Genomic DNA, 20,127 nt, shown 5'->3' with positions numbered 1-20,127 from the left:
AACGGCTGCTCGTATACCCCGCACATGCTCCCCGGGCACGCACACCCCGGGTGCTCAGACGGAACTTGTCGAAAAAAAGCGCCAGCAGGACTCGGACGCCTAGGTAAATAAGAAAGGAAAGGCCGCCGAGCGCCACAACGGCGACAAACGCCAGGATTTGCAACGGATGTCCAATGCTTTCGGGACAGGACACCGCAAACTTTATCGCGCACTCGCCCGGCCGTCAATAACGCATACCGAAAAGAAAGCAGGAACAGTGAGCGACAGGTGCGAACAGATGGAGCGCGAGATACAGGAAGCCCGGACGAATATATCGAATTTCACGGATTCACTGACCCGCGCACGAAATCGAATAAAGGCCCTTGAAGAGGCGAACGAGAAGGAGGCTGCCGAAGCCGCCGCCGCGCACGTGGACTGGTCGAAAGAGACACTCAGTAAGATCGACGAAAAATGGATGGAAGACCACGCGGCCGTCGCGGACCAGGTGCTCTACTGGAGCACTCAAACATTCAATTTCGACCCGGCAGCGGTTACGACCGCACCGGAGATCGCCTCCTTCTCCCCCCAGATGTTCGAAGTGGATGCCAATGGTATCGATGTCGCCGAAGTGCAGGTCATCGACTTCTTCGACCAGAAGAAATTCGCAAACGGAATCAGAAGCGCGCTAGGACTCTCCACCGACGACGGCGGAACCTCGCCCGTGAATGGGTCGGGAGGTACCTCCACAGCCGGATCCGATCAGGTCCGAACGGCAGCATCACAGAACCGGGAGGTATTCCAGTACAGGGAGGAGTCGGCTGGCTACCTCCGCCAGATAAAACAAACCCACACGGAGGCCAAAGCATTCGCACTCGACATCCGCAACAGAACGACACAGGCTCGGAACGAATTCGTGCAAATCATCAGAACGATCGATGAGGCACTCGGTCATTGACCCCCGTTCTTGGGATCAACCGGACGATTGGATAAGAAATGCCTCTGGTGCGCTCCCTCAACCGGGCATCGACAGCGTTGAGTGACTTCAAGGCAAAGGCCGACACCGCCGCGCGGGCGGCGAGCGGTCTGCAGAACAAGGCCACGGCCGGTGAACGCGAACTCAAGAAGCTCAAGAGCTCCGCCCAGGGCTCCGCCCGCGAACTCGCCAAGATCCAGCAGTCCGCCGACAAGGCCGAGCGCTCGATGGCCAAGGCCGGCAAGACCGGCCAGACGAGCGGCACCCAGGTCGGGAAGTTCAAATCCGGGGCCGACAAGGCGTCCAAGGGCATGAAGGGGCTCAACAAGTCGATGAAGGGCAATCTCATCGGCCAGTTGCTCTCCCTGCTCGCCCCGCTGATCGAGAAGGTGGTCGAGATGGCCACCCGGTCGAAGACCATGCAGAAGGTCCTCAAGGTCGCCTTCGACGCGATCAAGAAGGTCATCAGCTCGGTCATGAAGGTCGTCGGGCCGATCATGCAGAAGGCCGGCGCGCTGATCAAGAAGGTCTGGGACGGCATCAAGAAGGCGATCTCGGTCGTCATCAAGGCCGTCGCCTCGGTCATCACGACCTACTTCAACGCCTGGAAGAAGCTGATCACGACGGTGATGAACGCCGTCAAGAGCGTGATCTCCAGTGTGTGGAACGGCATCAAGAAGGTCATCACACCCGTCGTCAACTGGATCCGGGACGTCGTCCCCCAGGCATTCAGCAGGGTCAAGGAGAAACTGTCCAGCATCTGGGGCGGGCTCCAGGGCATCGCGAAACGGGCCTTCGACAAGATCACGGGCGCCGTGAAGGGCCCGATCAACTCGGTGATCCGGCTCATCAACTCCGCGATCGACAAGCTCAACCGCATCCAGGTCTCGATCCCCGGCTGGGTCCCGGGCGTCGGCGGCAAGAGCTTCGGTATCAGCCTGCCGAAGATCCCGCAGCTGGCGGCCGGCGGCATCGTGGCCCCGCGCAACGGCGGTGTGCACGCGATCGTCGCCGAGGCCGGTGAGGCCGAGGCCGTGCTGCCGCTGTCCAAGCTGGACCGGCTGCTGCGTCACACCGCCCGCCGGGCCAGGGCCGACTCCGTCAACGCCACGGCGGGCGCGGTGTCCGGGTTCCAGATCGAGAACTACTACGAGGCGTCCTCCGCCGACCGGATCAAGGGCGCCGCCGACTCCGCCGGCACCCAGCTCCGGCAGCTCAAGACCAAGGCGGACGCCGCCGGGAGATCCCTCACCAGGACCGGCCAGGCCGCCGGCCGTACGGCGACCCAGCTCCGCACCGGCAGCACCAAGGCCCGTGCCGCCGTCGCCCCCCTCACCTCCCTCGCCACCGGTGGCGGTCTGTTCGGCACGGTGGTCGGCGCGCTGGGCAAGGGCTCGGGCACGGTGTCCAAGCTCATGGGACTCTTCGGCGGCGCGCTCACCGTGGCCTCCGGAGCGATGACCGCCGTCAACGTCGCCATGCGCGCCAACCCGCTGGGGTTCGTCCTCGGCCTGCTGGCCCCCCTGGTCGGCTATCTCATCGAATACGCCCTGAACTCGCAGACCGGGCAGAAGATCATGAAGCAGGTCTTCGACCAGGTCCTCAAGGTGTTCCAGACGATCGGGAAGTTCCTCGGCCCCGTCCTGACGGCGTACGCCACCGTGATCTCGGCCGCCTTCAAGGCCGCCGCCAAGATCATCGGCTCCGTCCTGTCCGTCGTGGGCGGCGCGCTGTCCAAGGGGTTCAACGGCACCCGGAGCGCCGTCACCTCCGCCACCAACGCCGTGACCGGCCTCATCAGGCGGGCCTGGAGCGGCTTCCGCACCGTCATCCAGCCCGTCCTGGACTGGATCACCTCGAAGATCCCCGGCATGTTCACCCGGGTCAAGGACTCCATGTCCAGGACCCTCGACGGCATCGGCCGCTTCCTCAGCACCGGCATGCAGGGCGTCATGGCGGCCGTCACCGGGCCGGTCAAGGCACTGATCCACTTCGCCAACTGGGTCATCGACGGCCTGAACAAGCTCAGCTTCAGCTTCTTCGGCAAGAAGTTCGGCGTCGACCTGCCCAAGATCCCCCAGCTCGCCGAAGGCGGCGTCGTCCAGCCCGCCGGGCCGGGCACCGCCTCCCCCGTGCTGCCGCTGTCCGCGTTCAGCCGGCTGCGCCCCGCCGAAGCCCCGCCCCGAAGCACACGCCCCGCCGGCTCGCCGGACCGCGCCCGGCTGCGCTCGTACCACGCCACCGAGGGCAACGGCCCGCTCGCCGTCGCCACCGACCTGCTCTTCCTGCACGAGGCAGCGGCATGAGCACCCACCCGCCCCACGACTGAAGCGAGGTGACGGCCCCTCATGGCCGAGACCACAACCACATATCCCCAGGAGACCGCACCCGGCTCACTGATCACCCGCGACGGGCAGATCCAGTGGGCCGGACTGCTGATGGGCCCCGGTACGCCGTACGAGATCGACCGCACCGGCATCACCGGCTGGGACGACCTGCCGGTGCTCGACACCGGCGACATCTCCCGCCCCGACCAGCACGGCGCCTGGCCGGGCGCCCGCTGGGCGCAGCCTCGGCTCGTCGGCGCGTCCGTCTGGCTGCTGCCCCGGACCACCGGGCAGGCGCACGGCGTCATCGCCGCCTTCCGCGCCGCCACCGGCGCGGACGGCGGCGAGCAGTGGCTGGCCGTGCGGCTGCACGGCGAGACGCTGGCCGTGCGGGCCCGGGTCAGCCGCCGGGTCGTACCGCAGGACCGTTCCTTCGTGGTGCACGGCGCGTCCAGGACCAGCCTCCAGTGGACCGCCACCGATCCGCGCCGGTTCGGGACCGTTCTGCGGGAGGCGCGGGCCTCGCTGCCCGTCATGGAACCGGGCCTGGACTGGCCGGACGAGCCCGGGGCCGCCGGGATGGGACTCGAATGGCCGCTGGAGTGGGGGACGACCGGCACCGCCGGCACCTGCACCGCCGTCAACGAGGGCGCGGCGGCGGTCCACCCGGTGATCGAGTTCCGCGGCCCGCTCCGGCGCCCCGCGCTGACCCGGCTCAGCGACGGCCGGCAGCTCCAGTACGACATCGTTCTGGGCCCCCAGGACGTGCTGACGGTGGTCACCGAGTCCGGCACGGTGCTGCTCAACGCCACCGCTTCCCGGCTCTACACCTCGTCCCCCGCCTAGGTACCCGAGCAGCTTTTCCAGCTGCCGCCGGGCACCACGGAGCTCGCCTTCCGCTCCGACGACGCTACCCCCGATCCCCGGGCCTCCGTCTCCCTGCGCTGGCGTGACGCCCACTGGTGACCCCCGCGGGGCACGACCCGACACCCCCATTACTTCTCAGGAGGACAACATGCCCGTACGCAGTGCCTGGCTGATCAACCGCACCGAGACCGCGACCGGTCAGTCCCGGGCCGACACCCGGCTCTCCCCGGTCGGCACCATGACCCCGAGCGGAGCGCTGACCAGCACCAGCGGGGTGATCCCGGGCTCCGCCGACGGCAAGTACCTGATGTCCGGTCTCTACGTCTTCGGCGAGAGCGCCGGAATGAAGGCCACCGTCGCACCGGGCCGCGCGGTGATCCAGGGCCAGGGGTCGGCCGGCGCCTACCCGGTCGTCCTCACCGACTACACCGACGTGACCTTCGGCGACGGAGACGCCTCCAATCCGCGCATCGACCTGGTCGTCCTGCGCGTGTACGACACCCAGCTCGACGGCGGCGGCCGTACGGAAGCCGTACTGGAGGTCGTCGTGGGCAAGGCGGAGGCCACCCCCGAGCCACCGCTGCTCCCGGACGCCTCGCTTCCGCTCGCCCGTGTCACCGTGCCCGCGGGCGCCTCGGTGGGTACGGGGGGCATCGCGTGGGCCGACGCCGTGTACGACATGCGTGTGTCGACGGTGGCCGTCGGCGGCATCCTCGCCGACTCCTGGAACCGCGACACCGCCGGTGGCTACCCGGGGCAGTACCGCGACACCTCCAGCGTCCTCCAGCGCTGGGACGGGACCCACTGGGCGAGCTACCCCCGCCAGACCGGCGGTATCGCCCCGCAGGGCGCGCTCGCCACCGGCGAGTACACCGGCCAGTACCGCGACGAGGCCGGGCGGCTCCAGCGCTGGGACGGCTCCGTCTGGCGGCCGGCCGTCCCGTCCTGCGCCTACGCGGTCAACACCGACGGCGGCTACTGCACCTCCACCGCCTGGGTCGAGACGGTGACCGACACGGACGGCCCCACGATCACCGCCACCTTCACCGCCCCGGTGACGGGCGCGGTCCTGGTGACCGTCGGCTTCATGGGGAACACCGGGGTCGACGGACAGTGGTGCCGCATGAGCACCAACATCCGCAAGGAGGGCGCCCTGGTCCTCGAAGCGCACGAGACGCGCTCGGCCGCAGTCGGGTCGAAGGCCCTGACCTCGGTGTCCGCCACGTTCCGCGTCACGGGACTCCAGGCCGGCGCGGCCTACACGGCGGTCTCCGCCTACTGCACGTCGGCGACCAGCAACAAGAGCTGGATCGACAACCGTTTCGTCCGCGTCGACCCGCTCGTGTGAGGCAGCCGATGACCGCGTCCGTCACCACGCCCGTCTACCTGGCACTCTTCTGCGACCTGCGCACGGACCGCCTGCTGGACGTGCTGCCGCTCACGGAGACCAAGTTCGACGACTACATAGGCAAGCCCGGATCGCTCACCGCCAGCATCCCCCTGCCTGGGGGCGCACTGGCCGCCCGGGCACGGGCGGCGCTCCAGCCCGGCCGCACCGCGGTCTGGCTGGAGCGCGACGGCGATATCTGGTGGGGCGGGATCCTCTGGACCTGCACACCGGTCTCGGACGAGCAGGGCCGGCTCATGGTGCAGGGTGTCCGGGGCTGCCGTCCACACGGTCAGGGCGAGGGAGCCGTCGTCGCGGCGTACGACGAAGCAGATCCTCGACCGCCGGGGCAACGTGGTCGTCGCCGACGACGCCGCCCACGGCGGTCTGGCCCGCCCCTACATCCCGTACCCGCTGCCCGGCCCGGCCGACGCGGCCCGCTCCCAGACCGCCCCGGGCAGTCCCCCCTCATCCCTCATCGCACGCGCACGTTGGGCCTCAGGGGCCCCAGCACCACCGCCCCGACGGCCTCTGGCGGACGCACAACCCCCACACCTCCAACCGTCCTCCCGTCATTCAGGAGCACCACGTGCAGGTAGTGTCCCGTCCCGTCGTCGCCACCCTCGTCACCGCGGGAGTGTTGCTGCTCGGCTCAGTCTGCGGCAGCCAGAGCGCCGACGACGGTGGCCCGCCGTGCCCGGTCGCGGGGCAGGAATCTTCCTGCACGTCAACGCCAGCGGAGCCACCGCGAGCTGCGTCTGGGTCCCCCGCGCCACCATGGACCGGATCACGGCCTGGATCAGCCCGTCCGCCCACCCGCGGACAGCCATCGGCTGAGAGCCTGTCGGGTGACCTCCGACCGGGACGCCACGCCCCGGCACGCACGCTTCCCGCGTTGTCGTCGGTCGCCGACGCTCCGCGTCGACTCCCTCCTCCGCCTCAAAATCACACGCACCGGACCGCCTCCGCCATCCGATCGGAGGTCGCCCGACAGGCTCCGAACCACGGCATGCAGAAGGGCGCCCACCCCGTACGCGACGGGATGGGCGCCCTTCTCACTCACTGCTACTGGTTGTACGGACCGTAGTCGTAGTCCTCCAGCGGAACGGCCTGGCCGGAGCCCGTGCCGAACGGCGAGTAGTCGATGTCGTCGTAGCCGACGGCCGAGTACATCGCGGCCTTGGCCTCCTCGGTCGGCTCGACCCGGATGTTGCGGTAGCGGGACAGGCCCGTACCGGCCGGGATGAGCTTACCGATGATGACGTTCTCCTTGAGGCCGATCAGGGAGTCCGACTTGGCGTTGATCGCCGCGTCGGTCAGAACCCTGGTCGTCTCCTGGAAGGACGCCGCCGACAGCCACGACTCGGTGGCGAGCGAGGCCTTGGTGATACCCATCAGCTGCGGACGGCCGGAGGCGGGGTGACCGCCCTCGGTGACCACACGACGGTTCTCGGTCTCGAACTTCGAGCGCTCGACGAGCTCGCCCGGCAGCAGCTCCGCGTCGCCGGACTCGATGATCGTCACCCGGCGCAGCATCTGCCGGATGATGATCTCGATGTGCTTGTCGTGGATCGACACACCCTGCGAGTTGTAGACCTTCTGGACCTCGCCGACCAGGTGGACCTGGACCGCGCGCTGACCGAGGATCCGCAGCACGTCGTGCGGGTTGGTGGCACCCACGGTGAGCTTCTGGCCCACCTCGACGTGGTCGCCCTCGCCCACCAGCAGACGGGCACGCTTCGAGATCGGGAACGCCGTCTCGTCGCTGCCGTCGTCCGGGGTGACGACGAGCTTCTTGGTCTTCTCCGTCTCCTCGATACGGACGCGGCCGGCCGCCTCCGAGATCGGGGCGACACCCTTGGGCGTACGGGCTTCGAAGAGCTCGACGACACGAGGCAGACCCTGGGTGATGTCGTCACCGGCCACACCACCGGTGTGGAAGGTACGCATCGTCAGCTGGGTACCGGGCTCACCGATGGACTGGGCGGCGATGATGCCGACCGCTTCACCGATGTCGACCAGCTTGCCGGTGGCGAGCGAGCGTCCGTAGCAGAAGGCACAGGTGCCGACCGCGGACTCACAGGTCAGGACCGAACGGGTCTTGACCTCCTGGACGCCGGCGCCCACCAGGGCGTCGATCAGGACGTCACCGAGGTCGACGTTGGCAGGCGCGATGACCTTGCCGTCGACGACGACGTCCTCGGCGAGCATGCGGGCGTAGACCGAGGTCTCGACGTCCTCCGTCTTGCGGAGCACACCGTCCGCACCCTTGACGGCGATCTTCAGCTTGAGGCCGCGGTCGGTGCCGCAGTCCTCCTCGCGAATGATCACGTCCTGCGAGACGTCCACCAGACGACGGGTCAGGTAACCCGAGTCGGCGGTACGCAGGGCGGTGTCCGCCAGACCCTTACGGGCACCGTGCGTGGAGATGAAGTACTCCAGAACGGTGAGGCCCTCACGGAAGGACGCCTTGATGGGACGCGGGATCGTCTCGTTCTTGGCGTTGGACACCAGACCACGCATACCGGCGATCTGACGCATCTGCATCATGTTTCCTCGGGCACCCGAGTCAACCATCATGAAGATGGGGTTCGTCTTGGGGAAGTTCGCGTTCATCGCCTCGGCGACCTCGTTGGTCGCCTTGGTCCAGATCGCGATGAGTTCCTGCGTGCGCTCGTCCTTGGTGATCAGACCGCGCTCGTACTGCTTCTGGACCTTCTCGTCCTGCGCCTCGTAGCCGGCGACGATCGCCTTCTTGGCCTCGGGGACCACGACGTCGGAGATGGCCACGGTGACACCGGAACGGGTCGCCCAGTAGAAGCCCGCCGCCTTCAGGTTGTCGAGCGTCGCCGCCACGATGACCTTGGGGTAGCGCTCGGCGAGGTCGTTGACGATCTCGGAGAGCTGCTTCTTGCCGACGGAGTAGTCGACGAACGGGTAGTCCTCGGGCAGCAGCTCGTTGAAGAGCGCGCGGCCCAGGGACGTACGCAGCCGGAACGTGTCGCCCTGCTGGTACTCCTGCTCGCCCTCCTCGGCGACCGGCGGCACCCAGCCGCGCGGCGGGATGGTGCCCACCGGGAAGCGGATGTCGACCTTCGCCTGGAGCGACAGCTCGCGGGCGTCGAAGGCCATGATCGCCTCGGCCGTGGAACCGAAGGAACGGCCCTGGCCGACGACCTTGCGCTCCTCCTCGTCCGTGGTGAGGAAGAACAGGCCCAGCACCATGTCCTGGGTCGGCATGGTGACGGGACGACCGTCGGCCGGCTTCAGGATGTTGTTCGAGGACAGCATCAGGATGCGGGCCTCGGCCTGCGCCTCCGCGGAGAGCGGCAGGTGCACGGCCATCTGGTCACCGTCGAAGTCCGCGTTGAACGCGGTGCAGACGAGCGGGTGGATCTGAATGGCCTTGCCCTCGACCAGCTGCGGCTCGAAGGCCTGGATGCCGAGGCGGTGCAGCGTCGGTGCACGGTTCAGCAGCACCGGGTGCTCGGCGATGACCTCTTCGAGGACGTCGTACACCACGGTGCGGCCGCGCTCGACCATGCGCTTGGCCGACTTGATGTTCTGCGCGTGGTTCAGGTCGACCAGGCGCTTCATCACGAACGGCTTGAAGAGCTCCAGCGCCATGGCCTTCGGCAGACCGCACTGGTGCAGCTTGAGCTGCGGGCCGACGACGATCACGGAACGCGCGGAGTAGTCCACACGCTTACCGAGAAGGTTCTGACGGAATCGACCCTGCTTGCCCTTCAGCATGTCGCTGAGGGACTTGAGCGGGCGGTTGCCGGGACCGGTGACCGGGCGACCGCGGCGGCCGTTGTCGAACAGCGCGTCGACGGCCTCCTGCAGCATCCGCTTCTCGTTGTTCACGATGATCTCGGGGGCACCGAGGTCGAGGAGACGCTTGAGGCGGTTGTTGCGGTTGATCACACGGCGGTACAGGTCGTTCAGGTCGGAGGTCGCGAAGCGGCCACCGTCCAGCTGCACCATCGGACGCAGGTCCGGCGGGATGACCGGCACGCAGTCGAGCACCATGCCCTTGGGCTTGTTGCTGGTCTGCAGGAACGCGGAGACGACCTTGAGGCGCTTGAGCGCACGGGTCTTCTTCTGGCCCTTGCCGGTACGGATGATCTCGCGGAGGCGCTCGGCCTCCTCGTCGAGGTCGAACGACTCCAGGCGCTTCTGCAGAGCGGCGGCGCCCATGCAGCCGTCGAAGTACGTGCCGAAGCGGTCACGCAGCTCGCGGTAGAGCAGCTCGTCGCCCTCCAGGTCCTGGACCTTGAGGTTCTTGAAGCGGCTCCACACCTCGTCGAGGCGGTCGATCTCGCGCTGCGCACGGTCGCGCAGCTGCTTCATCTCGCGCTCGGCACCCTCGCGCACCTTGCGGCGCACGTCGGCCTTGGCGCCCTCGGCCTCCAGCTCGGCCAGGTCGGTCTCGAGCTTCTTGGCGCGGGCCTCGAGGTCGGCGTCGCGACGGTTCTCGACCTGCTGACGCTCGACGGAGACGTGCGCCTCCAGCGAGGGCAGGTCGCGCGTACGGCGCTCCTCGTCCACGAACGTGATCATGTACGCGGCGAAGTAGATGACCTTCTCGAGGTCCTTCGGCGCGAGGTCCAGCAGGTAGCCCAGGCGCGACGGGACGCCCTTGAAGTACCAGATGTGGGTGACGGGGGCGGCAAGCTCAATGTGCCCCATGCGCTCACGGCGCACCTTGGCGCGCGTGACCTCGACGCCACAGCGCTCACAGATGATGCCCTTGAAGCGGACACGCTTGTACTTGCCGCAGTAGCACTCCCAGTCCCGGGTCGGACCGAAGATCTTCTCGCAGAAGAGTCCGTCCTTTTCGGGCTTGAGCGTGCGGTAGTTGATGGTCTCCGGCTTCTTCACTTCGCCGTGGGACCAGGTCCGGATGTCGTCCGCGGTGGCAAGGCCGATCCGCAGCTCGTCGAAGAAGTTGACGTCGAGCACTTGTCGTCAATCCCTCTTTCGGGGGTTCGAGCCCCCTCGCGTCACGCGAGAAATCGGGGCACTTCAGCAATGGTCTGAACGGGTCCGGGGAGAGCCGGCCGGATCACGGGGATCCGGCCGGCCAACCCGTCAGACCTCTTCGACGCTGCTCGGCTCGCGCCGGGACAGGTCGATACCGAGCTCCTCCGCCGCGCGGAAGACGTCCTCGTCCGTGTCGCGCATCTCGATGGACATGCCGTCCGAGGACAGCACCTCCACGTTGAGGCAGAGCGACTGCATTTCCTTGATGAGCACCTTGAAGGACTCGGGAATGCCGGGCTCGGGGATGTTCTCGCCCTTGACGATCGCCTCGTAGACCTTCACGCGGCCGGTCACGTCGTCGGACTTGATCGTCAGCAGTTCCTGGAGGGCGTATGCGGCGCCGTAAGCCTCAAGGGCCCACACCTCCATCTCACCGAAGCGCTGACCACCGAACTGGGCCTTACCACCCAGCGGCTGCTGGGTGATCATGGAGTACGGGCCCGTCGAACGAGCGTGCAGCTTGTCGTCGACGAGGTGGTGCAGCTTGAGGATGTACATGTACCCGACCGAGACCGGGTCCGGGAACGGCTCGCCGGAGCGGCCGTCGAACAGCTTGGCCTTGCCGGAGGGCTGCACCAGGCGGTCGCCGTCGCGGTTCGGGATCGTGGCCTCGAAGAGACCGGAGATCTCGTCCTCGCGCGCACCGTCGAAGACGGGGGTGGCGACGTTGGTGCCGGGGGCGACCTGGTCGGCGCCGATGGCCTGCAGGCGCTTGGCCCAGTCCTCACCGAGACCGGAGACGTCCCAGCCGCGGCTGGCGAGCCAGCCGAGGTGGATCTCCAGGACCTGTCCCGGGTTCATTCGGGACGGGACACCCAGCGGGTTGAGGATGATGTCGACCGGGGTGCCGTCCTCCAGGAACGGCATGTCCTCGATCGGGAGGATCTTCGAGATGACGCCCTTGTTGCCGTGACGGCCAGCGAGCTTGTCACCGTCGGTGATCTTGCGCTTCTGCGCGACGTAGACGCGGACCAGCTGGTTCACGCCCGGCGGCAGCTCGTCGCCCTCTTCGCGGTCGAAGACGCGGACGCCGATGACCTTGCCGATCTCACCGTGCGGCACCTTCAGCGAGGTGTCGCGCACCTCGCGCGCCTTCTCACCGAAGATCGCGCGGAGCAGGCGCTCCTCGGGGGTCAGCTCGGTCTCGCCCTTGGGCGTGACCTTGCCGACGAGGATGTCGCCGGCGACGACCTCGGCACCGATACGGATGATGCCGCGCTCGTCGAGGTCGGCGAGGACCTCCTCGGAGACGTTCGGGATGTCCCGGGTGATCTCCTCCGGGCCGAGCTTGGTGTCACGGGCGTCGACCTCGTGCTCCTCGATGTGGATCGAGGAGAGGACGTCGTCCTGCACGAGGCGCTGCGACAGGATGATCGCGTCCTCGTAGTTGTGACCCTCCCACGGCATGAACGCCACGAGCAGGTTCTTACCGAGGGCCATCTCACCGTTCTCGGTGGCCGGACCGTCGGCGAGCACCTGGTCGGCGACGACCCGGTCGCCCTCGGAGACGACAACCTTCTGGTTGACCGAGGTGCCCTGGTTGGAGCGCATGAACTTGGCGATGCGGTACGTGGTGTACGTGCCGTCGTCGTTGGTCACGGTGATGTAGTCCGCGGAGACCTCCTGGACCACACCGTCCTTCTCGGCCTTGAGCACGTCACCGGCGTCGGTGGCGCAGCGGTACTCCATGCCGGTGCCGACGAGCGGGGCCTCCGACTTGATCAGCGGCACCGCCTGACGCATCATGTTCGCGCCCATGAGGGCACGGTTGGCGTCGTCGTGCTCCAGGAAGGGGATCATCGCGGTGGCGACGGACACCATCTGGCGCGGCGAGACGTCCATGTAGTCGACGTCCGCGCCGGGCACGTAGTCGACCTCGCCACCACGGCGGCGGACCAGCACGCGGGGCTCGACGAACCGGAGCTCGTCGGTCAGCGGCGCGTTTGCCTGCGCGATGACGAAGCGGTCCTCCTCGTCGGCGGTCAGGTAGTCGACCTCGTCGGTGACCTGGCCCTCGACGACCTTGCGGTACGGCGTCTCGATGAAGCCGAACGCGTTGATGCGGCCGTACGAAGCCAGCGAACCGATCAGACCGATGTTCGGGCCTTCGGGCGTCTCGATCGGGCACATGCGTCCGTAGTGCGACGGGTGCACGTCACGGACCTCGAAGCCGGCCCGCTCACGGGAGAGACCACCCGGGCCCAGCGCGTTGAGACGACGCTTGTGCGTCAGGCCCGACAGCGGGTTGTTCTGGTCCATGAACTGGGACAGCTGGCTGGTGCCGAAGAATTCCTTGATGGAGGCGACGACCGGCCGGATGTTGATCAGGGTCTGCGGCGTGATCGCCTCGACGTCCTGGGTGGTCATGCGCTCGCGCACGACGCGCTCCATACGGGCGAGACCCGTACGGACCTGGTTCTGGATCAGCTCACCGACGTTACGGATACGACGGTTGCCGAAGTGGTCGATGTCGTCGGTCTCGACCATGATCGAACGACCGGACTCGCCGACCGTCTCGGTCTCACCGGCGTGCAGCTTCACCAGGTACTTGATGGTGGCGATGACGTCGTCGGAGGTGAGCACGCCGGCGTCCAGCGGCTCGTTCGCGCCGAGCTTCTTGTTCACCTTGTAGCGGCCGACCTTCGCCAGGTCGTAGCGCTTCGGGTTGAAGTAGAGGTTCTCCAGCAGCGTCTGCGCGGCCTCACGGGTCGGGGGCTCGCCCGGACGCAGCTTGCGGTAGATGTCGAGCAGCGCGTCGTCCTGACCCTGGGTGTGGTCCTTCTCCAGGGTGGCGCGCATGGACTCGTACTCGCCGAACTCCTCAAGGATCTGCTCGGTCGTCCAACCGAGAGCCTTGAGCAGGACGGTCACGGACTGCTTGCGCTTGCGGTCGATACGGACACCGACCATGTCGCGCTTGTCGATCTCCATCTCCAGCCAGGCACCCCGGGACGGGATGATCTTGGCGGAGAAGATGTCCTTGTCGGACGTCTTGTCGATGGAGGAATCGAAGTAGACACCCGGCGAGCGGACCAGCTGCGACACGACGACACGCTCGGTGCCGTTGATGACGAAGGTGCCCTTGTTGGTCATGAGCGGGAAGTCGCCCATGAAGACCGTCTGGGACTTGATCTCGCCGGTCTCGTTGTTGGTGAACTCGGCCGTGACGAAGAGCGGGGCGGCGAACGTGAAGTCGCGCTCCTTGCACTCGTCGATCGAGTTCTTCGAGGGCTCGAAGCGGTGGTCGCGGAACGTAAGCGACATCGACCCGGAGAAGTCCTCGATCGGTGAAATCTCCTCGAAGATTTCCTCCAGGCCGGACTTGGTGGGGACGTCTTGTCCACTGTCCAGAGCAGCCTCGACGCGAGCCTTCCAGGCGGCATTGCCGAGGAGCCAGTCAAAGCTCTCGGTCTGCAGCGCGAGGAGGTTCGGAACCTCGAGGGGCTCCTTGATCTTTGCAAAGGAGATGCGCAGCGGGGCGGTGCTGGCACCGTTGTTCGTATTCGCGGTCGAGGCGTTGCGCGAGGCGGCCAAGAGGGGGTCCTTCCGAGGGCTCGGACTCACTACGCGCGTACCGGTCCCAAGCTGGACACAGAGACGGTCTGTTCCTGATTCGGCCGAAGACGGCCAGGTCAGAGACGGTCGGTCATGGGTGCTCAAGCGTGGGCATGCCTCTGGTGACGGGCAGGAGGCAGCTAACAGGCAGCGCAAAGGGTCAGTGTAGCCAAACGGCACACTGATGTCCAGTCGGGGTTCTCAGAGACCCACGTAGCTCTCAACAGCTGTTCTCAACACCTATGACTAGCCGGTGCGCGCGGTGCGCTCTTCTTTACTGCCCTCTTCGTCCACGATCCATGCCTCGGATTCGGATCGATGTGACGACGCGTCCTGAGAATTGCGCGCCTCGTGCCGTTCGTCAAGGCCCCCCATGCCGGGACAACGCCCCGGTGCCATCACCCGGCTACCTCTCGGCGCCGGCCGGCCGGCCCCGAGAGGCAACGGCGATGATCACCATACTCGTCGCCGCCGGAAGAGCAAGGCAGCCGTCGCGGGTACGCCGAAGGGCGACCACCCGGATGGGTGATCGCCCTTCGTCATTTGACGCCCGTGCCGTGCGGCACGGGCAGTCAGGAGGAGTCAGCGGACTCCTTGAGTCACTTGACCTCGACGGAAGCGCCGGCGGCCTTGAGGGACTCGGCAGCCTTCTCGGCGGCCTCCTTGGCGACCTTCTCGAGGACCGGCTTCGGGGTGCCGTCGACGAGGTCCTTGGCCTCCTTCAGACCCAGCGAGGTCAGCTCACGCACGACCTTGATGACCTGGATCTTCTTCTCGCCGGCGCCGGTGAGGATGACGTCGAACTCGTCCTGCTCCTCGACGGCCTCAGCGGCGGCACCGGGGGCACCCGGGGCGGCAACGGCGACCGCAGCGGCGGCGGTGACGTCGAACTTCGCCTCGAAGGCCTTCACGAACTCGGAGAGCTCGATGAGGGTCATCTCTTCGAACTGCGCGAGCAGGTCGTCCTGGGACAGCTTCGCCATGATGGCGTCCTTCCACTAATTCGGCAGGTGCCGGAGTTACATGTAGGCGGGCGTACGTTCGGCCCGCTGCGACCGTCGCCCTAGGGAGCGACGATCATTGCGCGAGCCGAATTACTCGGCACCGCCCTGCTCGGCCTGCTTGGCACGAAGCGCCTCCGCGGTGCGGACGAACTTCGACGGGAGCGCCTGGAAGACCTGAGCAGCCTGAGTCTGCTTGCCCTTCATGGCGCCCGCCAGCTTGGCGAGCAGAACCTCGCGGGACTCGAGGTCCGCGAGCTTCTTGATCTCATCCGCGGTCAGCGCCTTACCATCAAGGACACCGCCCTTGATGATGAGGTTGGGGTTCTCCTTGGCGAAGTCACGAAGACCCTTCGCCGACTCCACCGGGTCACCGGTGATGAAGGCAACCGCCGTCGGACCAGTGAACTGGTCGTCCAGCGAAGTGATCCCGGCCTCGTTGGCCGCAATCTTGGTCAGCGTGTTCTTCACCACGGCGTACTGGGCGTTCTCACCGAGCGAACGACGCAGCGTCTTGAGCTGCGCCACGGTGAGACCCCGGTACTCGGTCAGCACGGCGGCGTTCGAGCTGCGGAACTGGTCCGTCAGCTCGGCTACCGCGGCAGCCTTGTCGGGCCTTGCCATGAGCGTCGGCCTCCTTCCGGGTGATGAGGACCGCTCAGAAGGGGCCGGGAAAGACGAACGCCCCGGCGCAGGCGCCAGGGCGTAGCTCGACCGAACGAAGTCCGGGAGCTTTCCACAGTCACCTGCGCGGGTCGCCCGTACTCGACGGATCCTTCGGTTGCTGTTCCCTCTTGCGAGAGCGCAGCAACGACCAGCGGTCTTTGGCTTCTGTAGGAGAATACGCGACCGATGTCGCGCCGGGCAAATCCGGCTCCCCTCGGAGGTTTGGGCCGTCCGGCGACCGGGGAACTGCGTCGCCCCGGTCGCCGGACGGTCTCAGCCGGCTCCCCCGGCGGCTCCCTGCTGCTGCTTCACGAGGTCGGTGAAGTCGACCGTGTCATCGGCCGGGGGCTTCTCGACCGAGACCTTCGTGCCGTAGTCGCTGTAGTACACCGTCGAATTCAGTTCGCCGGTCTTCATCTGGCCGCGCTCGGTCTTCTTGACCAGCAGATCGTTCTCGTCGACCCAGATGTCGACCTTCTCCGTGGTGATCCCGGCGTCGCTCAGCTGCTTCTTCAGCTGGTCGAGCTGGTCGGCGTCGAGCTTGGAGTTCTTCGCGGTCAGCGCGGCGACGTCGACGGTGCCGGAGTAGTGCGTGGTGGAGACGCCGCGGACGTCCTCCTGGCCGACCTTCTTCACGTCACCGGAGGCCAGCAGCGACTTCACACCCTGGTCAGGGGTGGTGTTCTGCATCTGCTGCTTCATCGCCTCGCCGGAGGCGCCGGCGAGCTTGGCGAGGTCGGCGTAGCCGTAGTTGATCCAGTGCTTGCCGCCGGCCTGCTTGGCGAAGGCCTCACCCATGTTGACGGCGTAGCCGTCCTTGAAGTAGCGGGCCTGCATGGCGCCCGTACCACCGTTCTGCTTCATGGCATCCGCCATGGTGCCGCCGGTGTAGGTGATCTCCATGGTGCCGGTGAGGCCGTCGGTCCAGTCGATGGTCCCGCTCTGCTTCATGGACATGGTGGTGCCCATCTGCGTGGTGCCCTCGACCTTCGCCGAGCTCTCCCCGCCGGTCTTCTTCTGTACATCGAGCAACGCGGCTATCGGGTCGACCTTCACCACGGCCCCGCCGCGGTTGTCGCCGCCCTTGTCGTCCGATCCGCCGCAGGCCGCGACCGACGTCAAGGCCGCCGCCACCGCCACCGACAGACCCACGTGTCGCACGGTACTGGTCCTCATGTCCGCTTCCACCCCTCGTTCGGCTCTCGGAGCCACACGCTAACGCACGGCTCCGACACAGCCACCGGCTACATACGGATACGAGGACGGGCCCCGCACCTCGAAAGGTTGCGGGGCCCGTCAATGTCACACGTGACGCGGCCTGCTGCCGAGCGCTGAGGCTCAGACGGCGGCCGGGTCCTCCTCGACGAGGAGGTTACGGGTGCGGTTGGCGTCCAGCGGGATGCCGGGGCCCATCGTGGTGGCCAGGGTGGCCTTCTTGATGTAGCGGCCCTTGGCGGCGGACGGCTTCAGACGGAGGATCTCCTCCAGCGCCGCTGCGTAGTTCTCCACCAGCTTGGTGTCGTCGAACGAGACCTTGCCGATGATGAAGTGCAGGTTCGAGTGCTTGTCGACGCGGAACTCGATCTTGCCGCCCTTGATGTCGTTGACAGCCTTCGCGACATCGGGGGTGACGGTGCCGGTCTTCGGGTTCGGCATCAGACCACGCGGACCGAGCACCCGGCCGAGGCGGCCGACCTTGCCCATGAGGTCCGGGGTGGCGACGACGGCGTCGAAGTCCAGACGGCCCTTCGCCACCTCGTCGATGAGCTCGTCGGCGCCGACGATGTCGGCGCCCGCGGCTTCCGCGGCCGCAGCACGGTCACCGGTCGCGAAGACCAGGACCCGGGCGGTCTTGCCGGTGCCGTGCGGGAGGTTCACGGTGCCGCGGACCATCTGGTCGGCCTTGCGAGGGTCGACACCCAGGCAGAACGCGACCTCGACGGTGCCGTCGAACTTGGTGGAGGCGGTCTCCTTGGCGAGACGGACGGCCTCGAGCGGGGCGTAGTTGCGCGCCCGGTCGACCTTGGCGTCCGCAGCGCGGAGGTTCTTGCTGCGCTTCACTTCTGCTCCTGTGGTTTCAGGGTGTGGAGTCGTGGTGCGGGCCAGCGCTTGGCCCTACCACTGAGGACGTGAGGGGCTGAATCAGCCTTCGACCGTGACGCCCATGGAACGGGCGGTGCCAGCGATGATCTTCGACGCGGCGTCGAGGTCGTTGGCGTTCAGGTCGGGGAGCTTCGTCGTGGCGATCTCACGGACCTGGGCAGCCGTCAGCTTGGCGACCTTGGTCTTGTGCGGCTCGCCGGAGCCCTTCTCCACGCCCGCGGCCTTGAGGATCAGCTTCGCGGCCGGCGGAGTCTTGGTGACGAAGGTGAAGGAGCGGTCCTCATAGACCGTGATCTCCACCGGCACGACCATGCCACGCTGCGACTCGGTCGCGGCGTTGTAGGCCTTGCAGAACTCCATGATGTTGACGCCGTGCTGGCCGAGCGCGGGGCCGACCGGCGGGGCCGGGTTGGCCGCACCGGCGTTGATCTGGAGCTTGATAAGCCCCGTGACCTTCTTCTTCTTGGGAGGCATTGCTCTCTCCGGGTCCTAGTGAGAGTGTTTCGCCGCCGTCCGGTCATCCGGATGGAGGCATACCGCACAACGATAACGGGTATGGCTGCGCGACCAAAAACCGAGCAGGTCAGACCGGCCGTGGAGCCGGTCTGACCTGCTGGGTAGGCATGTGTCCAGAATCTGGCGGAAAGCCGCTAGTTCTTCTGGATCTGGTCGAAGCTGAGCTCGACCGGAGTCTCGCGACCGAAGATCTCGACGAGACCCTTGACCTTCTTCGAGTCGGCGTTGATCTCGTTGATCGTCGCCTGCAGAGTCGCGAACGGGCCGTCGGTGACGGTGACCGAGTCGCCCACCTCGAAGTCGAGCACCTGCACCTCGACCTTGCGGGACGGAACCGGCTTGCCCTCGGCCTCGGCGGCCTCACGGGCGGCCTTCTCCTCGGCCTCCGGGGCGAGCATCTTGACGATCTCGTCGAGCGTCAGCGGGTACGGGTCGTAGGCGTTGCCCACGAAGCCGGTGACGCCGGGGGTGTTGCGGACGACGCCCCAGGACTCGTTCGTCAGATCCATGCGCACCAGGACGTAGCCCGGCAGCTTGTTCTGGCGAACGTTCTTGCGCTCGCCGTTCTTGATCTGGACGATCTCTTCCTCGGGCACTTCGGCCTGGTAGATGAATTCCTCGACGTTGAGCGAGACGGCGCGCTGCTCCAGGTTGGCCTTCACACGCTTCTCGTAACCGGCGTACGTGTGGATGACGTACCACTCGCCGGGAAGGCCGCGCAGTTCCTCGCGCAGAGCCGTGACGGCGTCGACGGGGGCGGCCGGCTCCGCCTCCGCCGCCGCTTCCTCGTCGGCCTCGGCGGGCTCGTCGTCGTTCGCGTCGCCCTCGGAACCGGTCTCGGCCTCGGCGGCCTCGTCGTCGTCCTCGGTGTGCAGGGCCGCCTGCTCGGCGGGCTCACCTGCGGCGGCGTCGGCAGCTTCAGCCTGGTCCGGCTCCTCGGCGTCCGCCGCCTCGACGATGTCGAGCTCGTCCTCGGCGGACTCGAAGGCGCCCGCCGTCGGCTCGACGGCGTCGTTCAGGTTCGGGTCAGACACGGTGGCTGCTTCTTCCTGGATACAAATGGGTGGAACATGCGAAAGGGGCGCCCATGAGGCGCCCTCCGCGGGATCAGCCGAAGACGTACTTCACGACCCGCTGGAACCCGAAGTCAATCACGGTCACCAGACCGATCATGACGACGACGAAGACAATCACCACGCTGGTGTATGTCGTCAGCTGATTACGAGTCGGCCAGACAACCTTGCGCAACTCGGCGACGATCTGGCGGTAGAACAGCGCGAAGCGACCCAGAGGGCCCTTCTTTCCGCGCTTGCCGCCCTTCCGAGCCTTCTTCTTCGACTCGGGTACTTCATCCTCGGCATCAGGCATGTCGATGGAGCCCACGGCGTCCGTCACGCTACTCACCTGATTCCGGGTCATGGCCGTGCCGCGCCCGGTGGAGCCGCACGGCGGTGCATTGAAGTACGTACATGCGCACACTCCTGGCGAAGGAATGTGTAGCAGGGCCGGAGGGACTTGAACCCCCAACCGCTGGTTTTGGAGACCAGTGCTCTACCAATTGAGCTACGACCCTTTGTGGTTTCCACCAACCTACCGCATCTTCCCGGATGCTCCGGGTGCGAGAACGGTGTGACTGGTGAAGGCCAACGACAGGTGAGTGTACGTGCTCAGCGGCCCGGCGTCGAACAGATAGCTCCCGACAACTCC

The 20,127-nt window shown here is 66.9% G+C and carries 12 protein-coding genes, 1 tRNA gene and 3 pseudogenes; 6 read left to right on the top strand and 10 right to left on the bottom strand.

All coding sequences use genetic code 11. The annotated features are described in order from the left end of the window. Positions 1-277 precede the first annotated feature (277 nt). The 6 genes and pseudogenes from OH735_RS22150 to OH735_RS22125 all read left to right on the top strand — a co-directional run bounded on the left by OH735_RS22150 (position 278) and on the right by OH735_RS22125 (position 6,370). Positions 278-934, top strand: coding sequence for a hypothetical protein (locus tag OH735_RS22150; RefSeq protein WP_406383266.1), 657 nt, complete (start codon positions 278-280; stop codon positions 932-934). A gap of 38 nt (positions 935-972) precedes the next feature. Next, positions 973-2,121, top strand: a pseudogene (locus OH735_RS22145) (phage tail protein); the annotation flags it as partial. Between the two features lie 1,179 nt (positions 2,122-3,300). Further along, positions 3,301-4,245, top strand: a pseudogene (locus OH735_RS22140) (phage tail protein). A 49-nt stretch (positions 4,246-4,294) separates the two neighbouring features. Beyond that, positions 4,295-5,494, top strand: coding sequence for a hypothetical protein (locus OH735_RS22135; protein WP_406383265.1), 1,200 nt, complete (start codon positions 4,295-4,297; stop codon positions 5,492-5,494). Positions 5,495-5,502: 8 nt separating this feature from the next. After that, a pseudogene (locus tag OH735_RS22130) lies at positions 5,503-5,799 on the top strand (hypothetical protein); the annotation flags it as partial. 427 nt (positions 5,800-6,226) lie between these two features. Next, positions 6,227-6,370, top strand: a complete 144-nt coding sequence (locus OH735_RS22125; protein WP_406386966.1) for a hypothetical protein — start codon at positions 6,227-6,229, stop codon at positions 6,368-6,370. 228 nt (positions 6,371-6,598) lie between these two features. Here OH735_RS22125 and OH735_RS22120 read toward each other — a convergent pair whose 3' ends face one another. The 10 genes from OH735_RS22120 to OH735_RS22075 all read right to left on the bottom strand — a co-directional run bounded on the left by OH735_RS22120 (position 6,599) and on the right by OH735_RS22075 (position 19,993). Next, positions 6,599-10,498 carry a DNA-directed RNA polymerase subunit beta' gene (locus tag OH735_RS22120; protein WP_406383264.1) on the bottom strand — a complete coding sequence of 1,300 codons (3,900 nt, stop codon included), beginning with the start codon at positions 10,496-10,498 and terminating at the stop codon, positions 6,599-6,601. Between the two features lie 129 nt (positions 10,499-10,627). Then, on the bottom strand, positions 10,628-14,113 hold the full coding sequence (gene rpoB / locus OH735_RS22115) for a DNA-directed RNA polymerase subunit beta (protein WP_406383263.1): 3,486 nt from the start codon (positions 14,111-14,113) through the stop codon (positions 10,628-10,630). A gap of 620 nt (positions 14,114-14,733) precedes the next feature. Next, positions 14,734-15,117 (bottom strand): 50S ribosomal protein L7/L12, encoded by a 384-nt coding sequence (gene rplL, locus OH735_RS22110; RefSeq protein WP_362440680.1) that lies wholly within the window; start codon positions 15,115-15,117, stop codon positions 14,734-14,736. A 111-nt stretch (positions 15,118-15,228) separates the two neighbouring features. After that, positions 15,229-15,759: a 50S ribosomal protein L10 gene (gene rplJ, locus OH735_RS22105; RefSeq protein WP_266415516.1), complete on the bottom strand. Its 531-nt coding sequence runs from the start codon at positions 15,757-15,759 to the stop codon at positions 15,229-15,231. A 315-nt stretch (positions 15,760-16,074) separates the two neighbouring features. Continuing rightward, a complete protein-coding gene (locus tag OH735_RS22100) occupies positions 16,075-16,977 on the bottom strand; it encodes a hypothetical protein (protein WP_406383261.1) in 903 nt (300 codons plus the stop codon). Between the two features lie 162 nt (positions 16,978-17,139). Then, positions 17,140-17,862 (bottom strand): 50S ribosomal protein L1, encoded by a 723-nt coding sequence (rplA, locus tag OH735_RS22095; RefSeq protein ID WP_406383260.1) that lies wholly within the window; start codon positions 17,860-17,862, stop codon positions 17,140-17,142. A gap of 81 nt (positions 17,863-17,943) precedes the next feature. Beyond that, a complete protein-coding gene (gene rplK / locus OH735_RS22090; RefSeq protein ID WP_351786129.1) occupies positions 17,944-18,378 on the bottom strand; it encodes a 50S ribosomal protein L11 in 435 nt (144 codons plus the stop codon). Between the two features lie 176 nt (positions 18,379-18,554). After that, positions 18,555-19,454 carry a transcription termination/antitermination protein NusG gene (gene nusG / locus OH735_RS22085; RefSeq protein WP_406383259.1) on the bottom strand — a complete coding sequence of 300 codons (900 nt, stop codon included), beginning with the start codon at positions 19,452-19,454 and terminating at the stop codon, positions 18,555-18,557. 73 nt (positions 19,455-19,527) lie between these two features. Then, positions 19,528-19,815 (bottom strand): preprotein translocase subunit SecE, encoded by a 288-nt coding sequence (secE, locus tag OH735_RS22080; RefSeq protein WP_406383258.1) that lies wholly within the window; start codon positions 19,813-19,815, stop codon positions 19,528-19,530. 105 nt (positions 19,816-19,920) lie between these two features. Then, positions 19,921-19,993, bottom strand: a tRNA-Trp gene (locus OH735_RS22075). Between the last annotated feature and the right edge of the window lie 134 nt (positions 19,994-20,127).

The organism is Streptomyces sp. NBC_01618, from assembly GCF_045209435.1.
GTDB lineage: Bacteria > Actinomycetota > Actinomycetes > Streptomycetales > Streptomycetaceae > Streptomyces.
Note: the sequence above shows the minus strand (reverse complement) of the source record. Positions and strands in the feature narration are given on the sequence as shown.